Here is a 15609-nt window from a genome sequence, read left to right as displayed (position 1 = left end):
CTGTGGTCATAAATCAGAGGTTGGAATACAGCCGGCTGATTCAGCAGCATTAAAATCTGACTTTGTCAAATTCTTTGCGCCTCATAACCCATATTTTTTCAGTATTCTTTACGACTTTGCGCTTTCCCACACTCCGTCAACCTGATTCAGTAGTATGAAAATTTGGTTTTGTCAAATTCCTTGATCTTTATATTCCAGTATTTCCCGGTATTTCTTGTGGCTTACTTTTTATGCCAGTCCATGGCACCTGATATTGATCTGTAAAAACTATCCGAAGAAGAACATATAAGAAAAAGGCCGGAACAAAATGATCCGGCACTCTTTATATATCTGATTACTGATGGCTTATTTTTTCATCTGCGGCGGGTAATTTTTCATGATTTCCCCTACGATTTCAGGAATCTGTCTTTGTTTAGCCCTGGGCGAATCCACGGAAATTCCGCTTCCGATTCCCTGCCATACCAGTTTATTGGTTCTGGCATCGATAAAGTCTACGATAATTGCACCTTCATTATAATTACTGGTCCAGGTCCTGTTCATCCCTACACCCCATCCGAAAGGCCCGCCCCAGCCCCACATTCCGTACGGGGAAGTGGAATTGATATCCGTTACCTTTTTATGGTTAGCTTTTACATTGATGATCAGATCCGGGCTGTCACCGGACTGCATGCCTTTCATCTGCAGCTGGCGGGACAGTTCATTCAATACCCTGTCTTTGTCGATATCATTCAGCTTAAGATCGTCAATTCTCAGCTTATAGGTCTTATAGGCATTGAAATTAGCCGTCTCAGCATAATCGGAACGTACATTGAACGGGCTGCAGGAACTCAGGGTAAGGGTAGCCGAAGCCAGGAGAAGAAAAATATATTTTTTCATTTTACTTAATTTTTTTATCGTTTTTTATAAATGTATCTGTCTTTTTATCGTATCCGTAAGGGCAATGTTTGCAGCCGCTCTTGCAGCAATGTCCGCGTTTCAGGTGAAAATTTTCCGTAAAAACCTTGTATCCCTGTTCATTGTAGTAAAAATCCTCGCCTTCTTTGATCTCGAAAAGTGCCATAAGTTAAATCGGTAAGTCAAAAAAACTTTATATTTGTTATTATGATAATTGTATGCCAAAAGCCTTTAAAGAGATTAAAAATCAGCGGCATTACGCTTTTTCCCTTCATCTTCATCAGGAACCCCGAAGATAAGAAAAATCCGGTACTCATCAATCATGAAAAAATTCATCTCCGGCAGCAGGCGGAACTGCTGGTTATTTTCTTTTATCTCCTGTACCTGGGCGAATACTATTTCTGGCTGATCCGTCTGAAGAACGGCTATGCTGCCTACCGGCGGATTTCCTTCGAGCGGGAAGCCTATGCCCATGAGCATGATATGGATTACCTTAGCGGAAGGAAGTTGTGGGGATTCCGTAGATACCTTTAAAAAGGCATGATCAAAAGGTACAGCTATCCCTGGATAAGGCCGGCTGCTGTTTACCTGGCTGCCGCCGCTTTCATGAGAATGTCCGGTATTGGTTTTAAGTTTTGTTTAACGCAATTAAAAATGATCATCTGAAATAAAATCAGGAACTTTGCACCGATGAATATTCCCGAAATCCAGATTCCTGTTGTTGAGATTCCCGTTGGGGGAAACGTTAGCCTTTTTATTAAGAGGGAAGACTTGGTGCATCCCCATATTTCTGGCAACAAATACTGGAAGCTGTTTTATAACATCAACCGGTACCTGAAGGGAAATCCGGAAAAACCTTATATAATTACTTTTGGCGGAGCTTATTCCAATCACATAGCAGCCGTATCGGCGTTAGGCGGTCAGGCCGGCATACGGACGCTGGGAATCATAAGGGGAGAAGAACTCCGCGATAAATGGCAGGACAACCCAACCCTGGTCTTTGCCCGTAAAAACGGGATGAACCTGAAGTTCGTTACCCGCGAAGAATACCGGCATAAAGAACTCCTTACCGGATTTCTGCAGGATGAATTTCCCGGTGCGCTTATCATTCCCGAAGGCGGTACCAATCCGGAAGCTGTACAGGGCATCCGGATGATGCTGAATGACCATACCAAAGATTTTGATTATCTTTGCACCGCAGTCGGAACCGGGGGAACCGTTGCCGGACTCTCGGAATATGCAGGGGAAAATCAGCAGGTCATCGGCTTCACTGTAGTGAATGACGATTCCCTGGAACTGAAAATTGCAGGACTGACCTCAAAAAGGAATTTCAGGCTAATGGATTCAGCATTCGGAGGTTACGGTAAAATAAATGATGAGAATATCCGTTTTATCAATATCTTCAGGGAGAAGTACGGGATTCCGCTGGAACCGGTATACACAGGAAAAATGATGCAGAAGGTATTTCATCTGATCGGTGAAGGGTATTTTCCTGAGAACAGCAGGATTCTCTGCTTTCACACCGGCGGGCTGCAGGGCATTGAAGGTGCCAACCGGCTGTTGGAAAAACAGAACAGAACTTTAATTGTATAAATAAAAAAAATTGAAACAATGAAACACGCAGTGTTCCATCTTTCATTTTAAAAACAATAAAAATTATAAGATGAAAAGACTTTTCTCTTTCTTAAGCCTTTTAGTTTTAGCAACATTCCACGCCCAGGCCTGGGCCACTGAAGACCAGTACATCCAGAAATTTGCAAAATACGCCGTGGAGGAAATGGAAAAATATAAAATTCCGGCCTCCATCACCCTGGCACAGGGACTGCTGGAAACCGGCGGCGGACAGAGCCGGCTGGCCCTGGAGGGGAAAAACCATTTCGGTATCAAATGCAAGGAAGACTGGACCGGTAAAACCATGAAGCATACCGACGATGCGCCGAACGAATGTTTCCGTGTTTATGATGATCCGAGACAGTCCTATGAAGACCATTCCATCTTCCTGTCCACCAGGAAATACTATGCCAACCTGTTCAACCTGGATATGAAAGATTACAAAGCGTGGGCGACAGGCCTTAAGAAAGCCGGCTATGCTACCAATCCCAGATATGCTTCGATACTCATCGGAAAAATTGAAAAATATAGGCTCTATGAATTCGACAATACCAGTTCCAGGGAAGTGCTGTATGCTGTTTTGAAGATGTATCCGAACCTGAAAGACGATATGGCTTTCATGGCCCAGATGGAACCTGAAAAATATTCCCATAAACCAAAAGTAAAAGATCCGGTCACTGTTGAGGTTCCGTACAAGCAGACCTCGTATGCCCAGCAGCAGAAAAGGGTGGAAAAAATCAGAAAGGCGGAAATGCTCAACACCATCCTGATCAAAAGCCATCCGAACGACGGCCTGAAATACATCATCATTCCGGAAGATACCAATGTTCAGTACATTGCTAAAAAATTCAAGATCAGCGAAAGCAGGCTGATCAAGTGGAATGAACTGGAGAGCGACGTCCTGCGCAAAAATGAAATTGTTTTCCTGGAATCCAAAAATTCCGACGGGAATACCGCAACTTATAAAGCCGAATCCGGGGAAAATATGCATGACATTGCCCAGAAATTCGGGATCAAACTCAATAAGCTTTATGCCAAGAACAGGATGGATGAAGGGCAGCAGCCCGCTGCAGGCCAGCTGATCTACCTGATCGATAAAAAACCAAGAAATTAAACGGATCATCTTCCTCCGGAATGATGATGTAACAGATCTATATGAAATACCAAAGAAGTTCAGCTTTATTTGATGAAGCATACCGATACATCCCGGGAGGCGTAAACTCACCGGTGCGCGCATTCAAATCCGTAGGCGGGGTACCGGTTTTTATGAAGTCCGCAAAAGGGGCCTACCTGACGGATGCCGACGACAATACCTATATCGACTATATCAATTCCTGGGGTCCGGCCATTCTGGGCCATACCCATCCCGAGGTGCTCGAAGAATTGAAAATCCAGGCTGAAAAAGGCTTTTCCTTCGGTGCTCCGACCGAACTGGAAACGGAAATTGCAAAATTTATCGTGGAAAATGTCCCGAATATCGACCAGATCCGGATGGTATCCTCGGGAACCGAAGCCTGTATGAGCGCTGTCAGGCTGGCCAGAGGCTTTACCGGAAGGGATAAAATCGTTAAGTTCGAAGGCTGTTACCATGGGCATTCCGATGCATTCCTCATCAAGGCCGGTAGCGGTGCCGCGACTTTCGGAAACCCGAATTCGCCTGGCGTGACAGCAGGAACGGCAAAGGATACCTTGCTGGCAAGATACAATGATGCTGAGCAGGTGGAAGACCTCTTCAGGCATAATCCGGGAGAAATTGCTGCCGTCATCATTGAACCGGTAGCCGGAAATATGGGCTGTGTGCTTCCTGAAAATGAATTCCTTCAGAAACTCAGAACCCTCTGCGACCAGAACGGGGCCCTGCTGATTTTCGATGAGGTCATGACCGGCTTCAGGCTGGCCTTCGGAGGTGCACAGGAACTTTTCAACGTGAAAGCCGATCTGGTAACGTACGGAAAAGTCATCGGTGGCGGCCTGCCGGTAGGTGCCTTTGCCGGTAGAAACGAAATCATGGACCACCTGGCCCCGAAAGGCGGTGTCTACCAGGCCGGGACCCTGAGCGGAAATCCACTGGCCATGCGGGCCGGACTGAAAACCTTACAGCTCATCAAAAACGATCCTGATTTCTTCAGCAGGCTGGAAAAAACAACGGCCACCCTTGACCTTGAGATCGGAAAGATCCTCAGCGAAAAAGGCATTGCCCACAGGATCAACCGTAAAGGCTCCATGATGTCGGTGTTTTTCCACATCAGCAGTGTCTCCGATTTCGATGAAGCCCAGCAAGCCAACCACTCCCTGTTCAACAACTTCTTCCACCAGCTGTTGAAGAACGGCATCTACCTTCCGCCAAGCGGCTACGAAACTTATTTCATCAGCGATGCCATCAAAGACAAGGAAATTGACATGACCCTGGAAGCGGTAAGAAAATTTGAGTACTCGTAAAGTCAAGGGTCAATTCCTGTGGGTGAAGGGTCAATTGCAAACCTCAGCCTGAGAATTGATCTGTACAGCAAAACTGACTTGCAGAGCAGTATTCAACAGTCTGCCTTTTGTCAAGGGTCAATCCGCTGCGCTGGTGAACAGTGAATTTAACATCAGCCTGAGATTTACTTCCAGACAACAATGAAATTTCAGTTTATTCTGAATATGTAATAATACTAAAAAGCCTGACGCGTTCTTAAAACCCGTCAGGCTTATCTGTGCTTGAATCAGCCTCACCGCTGTTGCAGGCGTCATTTTCTGCATACACATCATCTGCTAAAACTTTCCGGGTCCGTAAAATTTTATCTCACCGCTGGCGTAGGAGCTACATTTGAGTCTCTCCGCCGCTGGCGCCAGCCTCCAGGCTGGTGCCCGCCATCCAACCAGCATGAATTCAACAGTGACAAAAGTGACCTGTATAGCGACATTCACCGTTTGTCCTTTGTGAATAGTCAATCCGCTACACTGATCAAGGGTCACTTGTAACCTGAGCCTGAAAAATTCACTTGCGAAGCAAAATTCACCGTACACCATTCACGCTTTGGTGTTGTTAAATCCGCTGCGCTGGTCAAGGATCAATTGTAACCTCAGCCTGAAAAATTCACTTGCAAACCAGAATTCACCATTGGCTTTTTCAGGAGCTATATCGCGCTATCCACTCATACTCCTCGCTCCGGCCTTCTCCACACTTCCCGACACCATATCCATCCGCCGGCCCGCCCTTCTCCATCGCCTGCTGTGGGGTAACCGTTTCTATCGCGACTCATATCTTTGTTTGATAGAAAATAATAAATGCAGATCTTTGAAAATTAGTAACAGATAAACAAGACCGGGTTGCAAAATTCTATCGCGGCGAGATACATCTTTGATGATATTGTGCATCCTAGGCAAATCAATCCGGTTTAATTGCATTCAAGTCCCAATAGTACTTAAGCACTTGGTTTTGTCCAATGATGCTGTATAAAACATGAGCCAGGACCATTGCAGTTTTTTGTTTATCAAAAATTAATAAGCGATGAATTTAAAGTATTCCGTAGGCCTGGATGTTTCCGCCAGGAAAATCAATGCCTGTATGAGTGTTATTGATCAGAAGCAGAAGGTGGTTGTAAAATCGAGTTGTGTGATTGTTAATACCCAAAAAGGTTTTGAAGATTTAGTGAGCTGGATATCGAAGCATCAGAAAGAAAGCCTTCCGGTGGTAGTGTGCATGGAAGCTACGGGAATTTATCATGAGAACTGTGCTTATTATCTGTTTGAGAAAGGTTTTTCCGTGTCAGTTGTTTTGCCTAATAAGGCTAAGAAATATCTGGAAGCAGTGGGATTAAAATCAAAGAATGATTCGATAGATGCCAGAGGGTTATCAAAAATGGGTGCAGAGCAGTGCCTGGACTTATGGGAGCCTATGGGCTTGTTTTTCTATCAGCTGAGATCATTAACCAGGCAGCATCAGAATGTTATGGAGTTAAAGACGGTTTTTAAAAACCAGTTGGATGCCGTGCGTTTTGCCATGCATCAGTCAGATGAGGTGATCCGGCAGCTTGAACAGACCATTGCCTTATTTGAGACCCAGATCAAAGAGCTTGGTAAGGCGATTAAAAAGCATATGGACTCAGATGCTGATCTCTCGGTAAGATTTAAGAGTTTATTAAAAATGAAGGGATTAGGCGAACTGACTTTAGCCACTGTTCTGGCCGAGACAAGCGGTTTTGAATTATTCAAAAACTATAAGCAACTGGTTTCTTATGCAGGTTATGATGTGGTGGAAGCGCAGTCCGGAACGCGGGTAGGAAAGACCAAAATATCAAAAAAAGGCAATTCGAGAATAAGAAGGGCTTTATATATGCCTTCCCTGGTGGTGATCAAGTGTGGTGTGAAAAAATATAAAGATTTATTTGACAGGACGTATGAAAACATGGTATAAAAATGAAGAGTTATGTTGCGGTCCAAAAAAAGCTTTTGGTTATGATTTATCATCTATGGAAAAAGCAGGAAGAATACAATGCGGATTACGAAAAAAACATCCGGGAAAAGGAACAGGTGTCTTCCTCTCTGTCTGCTTTCGAAGAAAGCAAAAACGTAGCCCCAACGAATTGAGGCTACACAAGGTAAACTTCCAGTGAAATATCACAGTCTGTTTCCTCTCTGTGTTACAAAAATATAAAAATTTATTAAAATAAATTTGCATTTTAAGATAGTACCTCATATTTCAATCCAAAAACAGGAACAAAATATTTTCTTGACAAGGGTGCAAGTTATAACAAATGGTCTTAGACTGCTCATGTTGATGTTTGGTATAATGATCATCCTTCTCTTGAAAAAGCAAAATTCTTTTTAGATGGAACTTCAAAAATGTATACACCAAAATAATATGAAAAAAGTATTAACAATTGAATATAGTGAAGATGAAGAGATGATTGAACTGCATCTTAATAAAAAAGGGGCAGAGTTTTTAAGAAATTATCTTTCGCAGTTAATTGAAAAAAATAGTGATAATGATTCGCACTGGATGACACCTAATTGGGGAGGGGATGAGCTAAGTGATGATCAACAGAATTTAAATTGTGACATAAAATTAATTAATCATTTAAAGATCATGTATTGGCAGGATAAAGATGAATAATAGTTTAACGATTATGTAATTTTCATTAAAGTTTTGAAAGGCCATCAGGGAAAAGTATAATAGAATTTTATCAGGGATAAGGATTGATCTCAATAATAAACATTATAATGTAATATTAAATATTCAATTTGATAAGCACAATCTTAATTAAAAGCACAAGAATCTGTTTCCGGGAAACAGATTCTTGTTTTATAACAAAGGTCTTATCTACTGCAAACCAGACCAGCCCACTGCCCAGGCCGGGCTTGCCATGCCATTGCCGGCGCCGGTAGCGTCGTTTTTAATAATATAGGTAGAGTCTTTGATCGTTACGGCTGCCCCGGCGGTGGATTTCAGGGTTGCTTGTGTGATGACGTTGGTATCAAAGAAAATGTTGGTGATCTTTTTCTTGCCGTTGAGGTAAGCTACGGTGGAGTCGCTTTCTGCAGAAATTCCGGTGGCCCATTTGGAGACTACGACATTGTCCAGGGTGGCATGGGTACCGGCATACAGCCTGATGGCGTTGGATTCACCGGTCGTGCCGCCGAGTACGGTGACATTTTTAAGGATAGGGTTTGATCTTGGGGAAGCGTTGGTATTGGAAACGTTGCTGATGCCTTTGATGCCCGTATTTCCGGCTCCGTCTGTCCTCCGGTTGGTGAAAATATTACTGGCGGTTCCGGTCCAGCCGTCTTTCCAGCTGAAGGCATCACTGGCATTGCCTGTGGAAACGATGTTGGAAACGTTTACTGTTCCGCCATAGAGTTCGATACCGTCTTCTGCTCCGTTCAGGACGGCAATATTCTCCACTTTGGTCTCGCTGCCGACTCCGAATAAGGAAAGCCCGTTGAACTTTTTACCTGTTGCAAAATCGGCACCGGCATATCCTATTCTTACATAGGTGAAAGATCCTGAGTTGTCTGTGGCGGTTGCTCCGCCGTAGGGGGAATTCCCGATTTCTGAAGAACCGGATGCTCCGGTGTTCAGCGGTGCTTTCCCGCAGATGACCAGTCCGCCCCAGCTTCCCGGAATGGCGGTGGCAGAGGAGAAAGAGACCGGAGAGGCTGAGGTTCCGTTGGCAAAAAGCTGCCCGCCCTGTTCCACCAGTACATACGAGGCTGCTCCTGCATTGGCCACGATCCTGGTACCCGCCGGAATCACCAGTTTCCCGCCGGCTTTCACCGTTACGGCTCCGTTGAGGATATAAACCCGGGTGGCATCCAGGGTAACGGTCTGCCCGTTGGTGACTTCGCCCCTGAAGTTACCCGGATCCTGTGCTATTCCCACGACCGGAATGGTTGGGATCGTTTCATCTTCTTTACAGGAAGTCAGCGAAACGGAAGCGCTGATGATCAGAGCGGAAAGGGCAAGGGTGATGTATTTTTTCTTCATGGAATTTATTTTTATTTACAGGACAGCCGGAAGTCCTTTATTGAAGGACCAAATTACAGCTTTTCTGCGTATCTGCCAATGATCGGATGAATATTGTAAAAGGCTTCTCATGAAATATAACAAAAAGAACAGCAGGTGAATAAGCCCCATAGGGGCGTCATGATCATAGCCCCGGGTAAAACCCGGGGTTTACAGAAAGCACCCGACAGCAACGAGCCCTGAAGGAGCGAAACCTATTTATTGAGTAAATCAGGAATAATGAAATCATGCAGGCTTATCTGTATGACACCATTTGTTTAAAGATGATGCCCATTCAGGGCTGAGTGATTTATGCCATGGGTTTAAAATATTGAAAATAAGATGAATACTATCGGATTACATTAAATTAAGATCACCCGGAGAAACTGCAGCCAAATAAAGACGGCCTGGCAATAAGTATTTGAAATAATGTAATAGGACGTTTTGAATTGTAAAATTCCGGTTGTAAAGCCAATAGCAGGAAGTTAATTGCTGTCAGCTCCACAACAATACCATCCGGAAAAATAAAACGGCACCGGAATATTTCCGGTGCCGTTTTAAATTTAAATATAAAGAAACTGATTACTTCTTATTGCAGTCCTGCCAGCAGGTTCACGCCGTCCACGGTAGCCCATGCACCTCCGGTAAGGGAAACTTTGGTTACGGTAGAGGTATTGGTAAAGGTTTTACCTCCATTTGCTTGAGTATATCCCCAAACTCCTGCGTTATCAGAATTTACGTAGTTGATAGGAGATACTACAACTTTACCATTAGCAACTTGGTTGGTATTGGTAGCATCATCCTGAATAAGCACAGAATAAGCATTTTTACCTCCCATATTCTTATAACCACTGATGTAAACGTTAGAGAAAATTCCTGTTCCCTGTCTTTTAAACTGAATAGCAGAAATTTCTATTGAACCCGCAACTTCAGGATTTGTATTGGTATCCCTGATTAAAGTAATATTAGAAATTTTCGGAGGTGTATTGTCTACATTCGCAGAAGCCTCTACTTCCATTCCGAAGTTTCCAGTTCCTGTTTGGAAAGCATACCAGTTCGTATTGTTCTGTCCGCTCCAGGCATCCTGCCAGTCGAAAGAATCATCGAAGTTTCCATAGGAAATGATGTTTTTGGCACTTACCGTACCTCCGAAGAATTCATATCCGTCATCGGTTCCTTTGTAAGTAACCAGGTTTTCCAGTGTAGTTCCTGCACCAACTGCATAGAAAGTCATAGAATTGGTCTCAGATGTACCGTCATTGATTTTTCTTCCTCCATACTCCACACGGACAAATTTCATAGTTCCGGAATTTGAGTTGGCATCACTTCCACCGTAATAAACATTGTTTCCATCCTCAGAAAGAGCCTGCGCCAGACCATTCACTGCCTTAATAGGAGCATTTCCGTACAATGTAATCCCTCCCCAGTCTCCCGGCGTTTTAGTTGTAGTCGTAAATACAATTGGCTCTGAAGCAGTACCTACTGCATTGATCTTACCGTCCTGAAGAATGACCAGACTGCTTGATTTTGTGCTTACGGCATTAAAGACAGCACCAGCCTCGATAGTAATAGTAGCTCCATTGGTTATTTTTACAACGCCATCCAGAACATAGGTTCCTTTTTTAATTAAAATATCTTTAGTGATGGTTCCGGAAAGAGTACCGCTTCCGCTGAGAACACTCTCCGTAGTTCCTGGAGTTGTTCCTGTTGATCCGCTGCCTGCAACTGTATCACCATCATTAATATCGATAGAACAGGATGACAAGGTTGCACTTAATACCAGTGTCAGAGAAAGTAAAGTTATAAGATTCTTTTTCATTTTATACTAAGATTTAATTTTTTAATAATGGTTTAGAAAGTATACCCAACGGTGAAGTTGAAGTTAACGCCGGTAAAAAAGTTATTAAGAGAATATACACCGCCTGTATTCACAGGATAGTAGCTATTATCTCCTAAATCTACTCTGTATTTGCTGTTCAGCATATTTTGTACTCTGAATTTTATGTTCCAGTTTTTATCAATTTGATTCTGATAAACCAGGTCCAGCTGATTAAAAGGCTTTTCGTAATAATTATCTGTTCCTGAACCTCCCACGGCAAAAATTTTAGATCCGGATACGTTATATACCAGAGAAATTGTACTGCTCAAATTTTTAGAGTTTTTATATTCATATTTTAAATCAGCGTTGATCGTGTAAGGAGCAGCGCCCTGTAATCCTCTTTTATGTAATTGATCGTCTGTAAATCCAGGAATATTAGGTCTTTCTGTTTTTAACTGTTCTTCACTTCTGATGACATCAGAATACATAAAAGTGGCATTGGCACCAAGAGTAAACTTATTGAGTGATTCGGATAATCTTCCTAAACTTAATATACCTTCTAGTTCAATACCTGCTAAAGTTGCTCTATTGGCATTATAAAACGTAACAACAACCCCACTTGCATTCCCTGATGGTGCTATGGATTTTTCAATAGCGTGATCAATCCTTTTAGCAAAAAGATTAACAGCAAACATCTCTTTAGCTGAAGGATAATGCTCCCATTTCAGATCGATATTATAGTTTTCGCTGTTTTTAATGTTTTCATTACCGAGTATTGAAGTGTTATCGGGATTAATATACTCGATAGGCATAGTTTCAATCAGGATCGGTCGGGTAACTGTTTTGCTTAATGATAATCTGACATTATTTTTACTGTCTAACGCATTTTTAACAGAAAGAGAAGGAAGGAAGTAATTAGTGTTAGGAGCAAGAGTGATCCTATTAGAATTCCCTGGTCTGTTAAAACGGATTACCCGCATATCGTTTTCCAGTCTTCCGCCTAACAAAATATCCCAGCTGTCAGTAGGTTTATAATCTACATGCACATACCCGGCATTTACAAACTGATAAATATTGGATAGATAAGAATAAGCATCAGAACCTTCTTTATATTGTAGTGTTCCGCTATTGATAGAATTGGTTAATGTAGGCTGAATTTGATCAACATTTATATTAACCGGATTATTTGGAAGTTTAAAATTAGGAACTCCAAAAATAAAGCGGTATGAATTTCTCCTAATATCAGCAAAACCATTATACCCGGCAGTTAACTGCAACGGATAATCTTTTCTTTCTCCTTTATTACCTAAAAATACAGAATATTCTCCAAAACCGGATGCATAAAATTTACCGTCAACATCCAAATATTGCCTGATCAGGTTATTTCCTCCATAAGAAAACATTGCATTATTAAAATCTTCCGGTTTGGTAAGTTCAAATATCTTTCTGTCTGGCTGACTGTAATTATTCATCACATAACTTCCCCCTGCTTTAAACATATGACGCTCTCCGAGCTTTTGGGATGCAGTCAACTGAAGATCTAAGAATTTCGAAATATCCTGCTGATTAGTTCTGAAAAATCTTTCGTCATAACTGAAATTTTTAAAACCTGTAAAATCTTCAATGATATTTGCAGAATTCTGTAGATACATCGCATTCAGATTTACATTGGTTCCTCTATTTTTATAGCCTAAACCAAGCAATGCAGAAGATTCAAGCTCATATACATAGCTCTTTTTAGATAGTATATTACTAAGTTCTACTATTCGTCCATTATCTCTGAACTGATTGTTGTCTCCTTCACGATAAGAATATTTTGAACCTTGATTCAAGGATAATAAAACACCGATTGTACCTGTATTACCCGCTTTGAACTTCTGAACCGTAGTGAAACCTATACTGGTATTAGGAATGGTTTTGATACTTTTTACATTCCATGAATCTTTGAAAGAATGTAATGATTGTTCTTTAGAGAAAATATAAGTATCTGGTCTGTAATTCTTGATTTCTTCAGGAAGTCTTTTGTCCCTTGAATTCAGCCCCAGGTAAGCATCAATCCCGGTAGCACCTTCAGCAATTTTAAAATTATCCCTGAACGTACTCAGTGTATTCACCCCCACGCTGAATTCCACCTTCGAGAAAGCCTTGTCAATCGTCAGGGTTTCAATGTCGAAAGTAGCGCCGGCGAAGTCGCCGTAGAGGTTGGAGTTGAAAGTTTTATAGATGTTCAGTTTGCCCACCACGTCGGTAGGGAACTGCTTCAAAGCGATGATTTTCTGGAAAGGGTTGTTGGATGGAGAACCCAGCCCGTTGATGAGTAAGTAATTGTAACGCTCCTCAAGACCTCTCACGAAAAGGCCTCTTCCTTCCACCGTGGTAATCCCGGTTACTTTCGTTAAGCCCTGTTCCACATTGGAAATCCCTTTTCTGGAAATCTCCTCCGCGCTTACGGCCTGTTTCTGGATGATGGCTTTCTTCTGTTCTACCAGCACGGCAGTCTCCGTTTTGCGGTTGCTGCTTCCCTGGATTACTACACCTTCGATTTTCTTCTCTTTCTTTACGGTGTCGTTCTTGGTTTCTTGAGCGTAAAGTACAGTTCCGGATGTCGTTAAAAACAAAACTGCAATACTCAGTTTTCTAAAATTCATTTTTACTTTTCTTACTATATTCTTTCGGTGCAAAGGAAGGAAAGATCGGCGGGCTAAATGGTTTAGGGAAATTTAAATTTTTCTTAACTAAATATTAAGAAAAGGATATTATTGTTAACTTTATGTGAACGATCCCGCTTTTGTTAAACTGTGATTAAAATATGATTAACTTTGACGCGTAAAAATTGAAAATGAACCAAAAGAAAATCCTCCTGATCGACGATGAACTCGACATTTTAGAGATCCTGTCCTACAATCTGGAAAAGGAAGGCTATGATATCTATACAGCCACCAACGGTAACGAAGGGATTGAAAAAGCCAAGGAAATGATCCCCGATCTGATCCTGCTGGATGTCATGATGCCGGAAAAAGACGGCATCGAAACCTGCCAGGAACTCCGGAAGATCAAAGAGCTTCAGAAAACCCTCATCGTATTCCTTTCCGCCAGAAGCGAAGAATTTTCTCAGCTGGCCGGATTCCAGGCCGGAGCCAACGATTATATCGTAAAACTCATCAAGCCGAAGATCCTCATCTCCAAGGTCAATGCCCTCCTGCAGCTTACTTCACAGGTTTCGGACAACGCCAAGCTGATCGAAATCGGGGACCTGGTGATCGATAAGGACAACTTCCGTGTTTCCAAAAGCGGACAGCAGTTCCTGCTTCCCAAGAAAGAATTTGATCTTTTGTATCTTCTTGCCTCCAATACCGAGAAAGTGTTCAAAAGGGAAGAGATTCTCGAAAAGGTATGGGGCAATGACGTGATTGTAGGCGAAAGGACCATTGATGTCCACATCCGGAGATTAAGGGAGAAACTGGGGATCAATACCATCCAGACCCTCAAAGGAATCGGGTATAAGCTGATTGTGTAATATCCGTTTTCATTGCTTACCTTTACTACGAACCCCAAAATAGTGTAAAATTGAAATTTTACAGGCTTACCCTTGTCGCCTCGTGTCTCCTGACACTGGTGATGTTCCTGCTGGTCATCACATTCGATTGGCTGAAGGACCTTTATTACGACACCCCATTCTTCAACATCGGGCTTTTCATCTGCCTGGTCCTGATCTTTATGACCAACTATGCAGTCCTGGAACTGCTCTTTGCCTATTACGGAAAGAAACAGGTACGCGGGCTCTCCCAGATCCTGCCGCAGGAAATCGTGCATGACCATCATGAAAACATTACCATCAAAGAATTGGGAGAACGCTTCTCCGACTTCAACCAGCAGCAGATTACCGAGCTGGATATGATGAAGGAAATGGAAAGCTACCGTAAAGAATACATCGGCAACGTTTCCCATGAGCTGAAAACCCCGCTTTTTTCCATTCAGGGATATGTGGAAACCCTCCGTGATGGCGGCGTGGACAACCTGGTGATCCGCGATAAGTACCTTGAGCGTATCGACAAATCCGTGGAGCGGCTCATTGCCATCGTTACCGACCTCGATATGATCAACAGGCTGGAAGCCGGCGAAATCAACCTCACCGTCTCAAAATTCGATGTCAACCTACTGATCAAGGAAATTTTCGACCTCCTCGACCTGGAGGCGGAAAAGCACAACGCCACCCTGCAGATCCAGACCCTCCATCCCCAGATTTTCGTTGAAGCCGATAAGCAGAAAATCTCCCAGGTATTCATCAACCTGATCTCCAATGCCATCCATTACGCCAACCGCCAGGAAGCCAGGGTGGTGGTAAAAACCAGCATCCTGAAGAATAAGGTACTCATTGAAGTCATTGACAACGGTATGGGTATAAAATCCGAAAGCCTGCCAAGGATTTTCGAACGGTTTTACCGGGTGGAAACCAGCCGCAGCAGAAGGGAGGGCGGTTCCGGACTGGGCCTGGCCATCGTAAAACATATTCTGGAAGCCCATGATGAAAACATCACTGCGGAAAGCGTTTACCTGGAAGGCACAAAGTTCAGTTTCATGCTCGAAAAAGCAAATAGCTCCGGCAAAATGTAAGGAAAAAAAATGTTTTAAAAAATCAATAAATATTTTTTTGTCACATTTCATTTATTTTATATTTGCATCAGAGATTTATCATAATAATAAAGGCAAAAAAGTAATTTAAAACTGATGGTTTACAAAATCCGCGTAATATTAGATGCAAAAGAAGATATTTTCCGGGATATCGAAGTTAAAGGGA

14 protein-coding genes are annotated in these 15609 nt (G+C 42.7%); 9 read left to right on the top strand and 5 right to left on the bottom strand.

Annotated features, from left to right (window positions below; translation table 11 throughout):
• Nucleotides 1-345: 345 nt before the first annotated feature.
• Both QZ735_RS00125 and QZ735_RS00120 read right to left on the bottom strand, forming a co-directional pair.
• A complete protein-coding gene (locus QZ735_RS00125) occupies nucleotides 346-876 on the bottom strand; it encodes a DUF4136 domain-containing protein (RefSeq protein ID WP_294243066.1) in 531 nt (176 codons plus the stop codon).
• Between the two features lies 1 nt (nucleotide 877).
• A complete protein-coding gene (locus tag QZ735_RS00120) occupies nucleotides 878-1060 on the bottom strand; it encodes a DUF5522 domain-containing protein (RefSeq protein WP_294243065.1) in 183 nt (60 codons plus the stop codon).
• 41 nt (nucleotides 1061-1101) lie between these two features.
• Here QZ735_RS00120 and QZ735_RS00115 point away from each other — a divergent pair, with 41 nt between their 5' ends.
• From QZ735_RS00115 to QZ735_RS00085, 7 genes are all read left to right on the top strand, one after another.
• Entirely contained in the window at nucleotides 1102-1428 is a 327-nt protein-coding gene (locus tag QZ735_RS00115; protein ID WP_294243064.1) for a hypothetical protein, read from the top strand.
• 156 nt (nucleotides 1429-1584) lie between these two features.
• Complete coding sequence (locus QZ735_RS00110) at nucleotides 1585-2487, top strand: 1-aminocyclopropane-1-carboxylate deaminase/D-cysteine desulfhydrase (RefSeq protein WP_294243063.1); 903 nt, start codon at nucleotides 1585-1587, stop codon at nucleotides 2485-2487.
• 70 nt (nucleotides 2488-2557) lie between these two features.
• Nucleotides 2558-3619, top strand: coding sequence for a glucosaminidase domain-containing protein (locus QZ735_RS00105; RefSeq protein ID WP_294243061.1), 1062 nt, complete (start codon nucleotides 2558-2560; stop codon nucleotides 3617-3619).
• Nucleotides 3620-3660: 41 nt separating this feature from the next.
• On the top strand, nucleotides 3661-4944 hold the full coding sequence (gene hemL / locus QZ735_RS00100) for a glutamate-1-semialdehyde 2,1-aminomutase (protein ID WP_294243060.1): 1284 nt from the start codon (nucleotides 3661-3663) through the stop codon (nucleotides 4942-4944).
• 1054 nt (nucleotides 4945-5998) lie between these two features.
• Nucleotides 5999-6904 carry an IS110 family transposase gene (locus QZ735_RS00095; protein ID WP_294243059.1) on the top strand — a complete coding sequence of 302 codons (906 nt, stop codon included), beginning with the start codon at nucleotides 5999-6001 and terminating at the stop codon, nucleotides 6902-6904.
• 41 nt (nucleotides 6905-6945) lie between these two features.
• Nucleotides 6946-7077 carry a hypothetical protein gene (locus tag QZ735_RS00090; protein WP_294243058.1) on the top strand — a complete coding sequence of 44 codons (132 nt, stop codon included), beginning with the start codon at nucleotides 6946-6948 and terminating at the stop codon, nucleotides 7075-7077.
• A 241-nt stretch (nucleotides 7078-7318) separates the two neighbouring features.
• Nucleotides 7319-7603 carry an Imm32 family immunity protein gene (locus tag QZ735_RS00085; RefSeq protein ID WP_294243057.1) on the top strand — a complete coding sequence of 95 codons (285 nt, stop codon included), beginning with the start codon at nucleotides 7319-7321 and terminating at the stop codon, nucleotides 7601-7603.
• 207 nt (nucleotides 7604-7810) lie between these two features.
• Here QZ735_RS00085 and QZ735_RS00080 read toward each other — a convergent pair whose 3' ends face one another.
• From QZ735_RS00080 to QZ735_RS00070, 3 genes are all read right to left on the bottom strand, one after another.
• Nucleotides 7811-8974: a hypothetical protein gene (locus QZ735_RS00080; RefSeq protein WP_294243055.1), complete on the bottom strand. Its 1164-nt coding sequence runs from the start codon at nucleotides 8972-8974 to the stop codon at nucleotides 7811-7813.
• A 607-nt stretch (nucleotides 8975-9581) separates the two neighbouring features.
• Nucleotides 9582-10811, bottom strand: a complete 1230-nt coding sequence (locus QZ735_RS00075; protein WP_294243053.1) for a hypothetical protein — start codon at nucleotides 10809-10811, stop codon at nucleotides 9582-9584.
• Between the two features lie 32 nt (nucleotides 10812-10843).
• The gene (locus QZ735_RS00070; protein ID WP_294243051.1) at nucleotides 10844-13459 is read right to left on the bottom strand and encodes a TonB-dependent receptor plug domain-containing protein; all 2616 of its coding nucleotides are present in this window, start codon (nucleotides 13457-13459) and stop codon (nucleotides 10844-10846) included.
• A 191-nt stretch (nucleotides 13460-13650) separates the two neighbouring features.
• On the opposite strand from QZ735_RS00070, the gene QZ735_RS00065 reads away from it, so the two are divergent.
• Nucleotides 13651-14328: a response regulator transcription factor gene (locus QZ735_RS00065; protein ID WP_294243050.1), complete on the top strand. Its 678-nt coding sequence runs from the start codon at nucleotides 13651-13653 to the stop codon at nucleotides 14326-14328.
• Between the two features lie 50 nt (nucleotides 14329-14378).
• A complete protein-coding gene (locus tag QZ735_RS00060) occupies nucleotides 14379-15425 on the top strand; it encodes an ATP-binding protein (RefSeq protein ID WP_294243048.1) in 1047 nt (348 codons plus the stop codon).
• Nucleotides 15426-15609: the final 184 nt, after the last annotated feature.

The organism is uncultured Chryseobacterium sp., from assembly GCF_913776365.1.
In the GTDB taxonomy this organism is placed as follows: Bacteria; Bacteroidota; Bacteroidia; order Flavobacteriales; family Weeksellaceae; genus Chryseobacterium.
The sequence above is the reverse complement of the archived record's forward strand: the minus strand, read 5'-3'. Positions and strand labels throughout refer to the sequence as shown.

What these genes read in the sequence shown, in the direction of transcription:
- QZ735_RS00125 (WP_294243066.1), bottom strand. Translation starts at nt 876, where the DNA reads ATGAAAAAATATATTTTTCTTCTCCTGGCTTCGGCTACCCTTACCCTG.
- QZ735_RS00120 (WP_294243065.1), bottom strand. Translation starts at nt 1,060, where the DNA reads ATGGCACTTTTCGAGATCAAAGAAGGCGAGGATTTTTACTACAATGAA.
- QZ735_RS00115 (WP_294243064.1), top strand. Translation starts at nt 1,102, where the DNA reads ATGATAATTGTATGCCAAAAGCCTTTAAAGAGATTAAAAATCAGCGGC.
- QZ735_RS00110 (WP_294243063.1), top strand. Translation starts at nt 1,585, where the DNA reads ATGAATATTCCCGAAATCCAGATTCCTGTTGTTGAGATTCCCGTTGGG.
- QZ735_RS00105 (WP_294243061.1), top strand. Translation starts at nt 2,558, where the DNA reads ATGAAAAGACTTTTCTCTTTCTTAAGCCTTTTAGTTTTAGCAACATTC.
- hemL (WP_294243060.1), top strand. Translation starts at nt 3,661, where the DNA reads ATGAAATACCAAAGAAGTTCAGCTTTATTTGATGAAGCATACCGATAC.
- QZ735_RS00095 (WP_294243059.1), top strand. Translation starts at nt 5,999, where the DNA reads ATGAATTTAAAGTATTCCGTAGGCCTGGATGTTTCCGCCAGGAAAATC.
- QZ735_RS00090 (WP_294243058.1), top strand. Translation starts at nt 6,946, where the DNA reads ATGATTTATCATCTATGGAAAAAGCAGGAAGAATACAATGCGGATTAC.
- QZ735_RS00085 (WP_294243057.1), top strand. Translation starts at nt 7,319, where the DNA reads ATGGAACTTCAAAAATGTATACACCAAAATAATATGAAAAAAGTATTA.
- QZ735_RS00080 (WP_294243055.1), bottom strand. Translation starts at nt 8,974, where the DNA reads ATGAAGAAAAAATACATCACCCTTGCCCTTTCCGCTCTGATCATCAGC.
- QZ735_RS00075 (WP_294243053.1), bottom strand. Translation starts at nt 10,811, where the DNA reads ATGAAAAAGAATCTTATAACTTTACTTTCTCTGACACTGGTATTAAGT.
- QZ735_RS00070 (WP_294243051.1), bottom strand. Translation starts at nt 13,459, where the DNA reads ATGAATTTTAGAAAACTGAGTATTGCAGTTTTGTTTTTAACGACATCC.
- QZ735_RS00065 (WP_294243050.1), top strand. Translation starts at nt 13,651, where the DNA reads ATGAACCAAAAGAAAATCCTCCTGATCGACGATGAACTCGACATTTTA.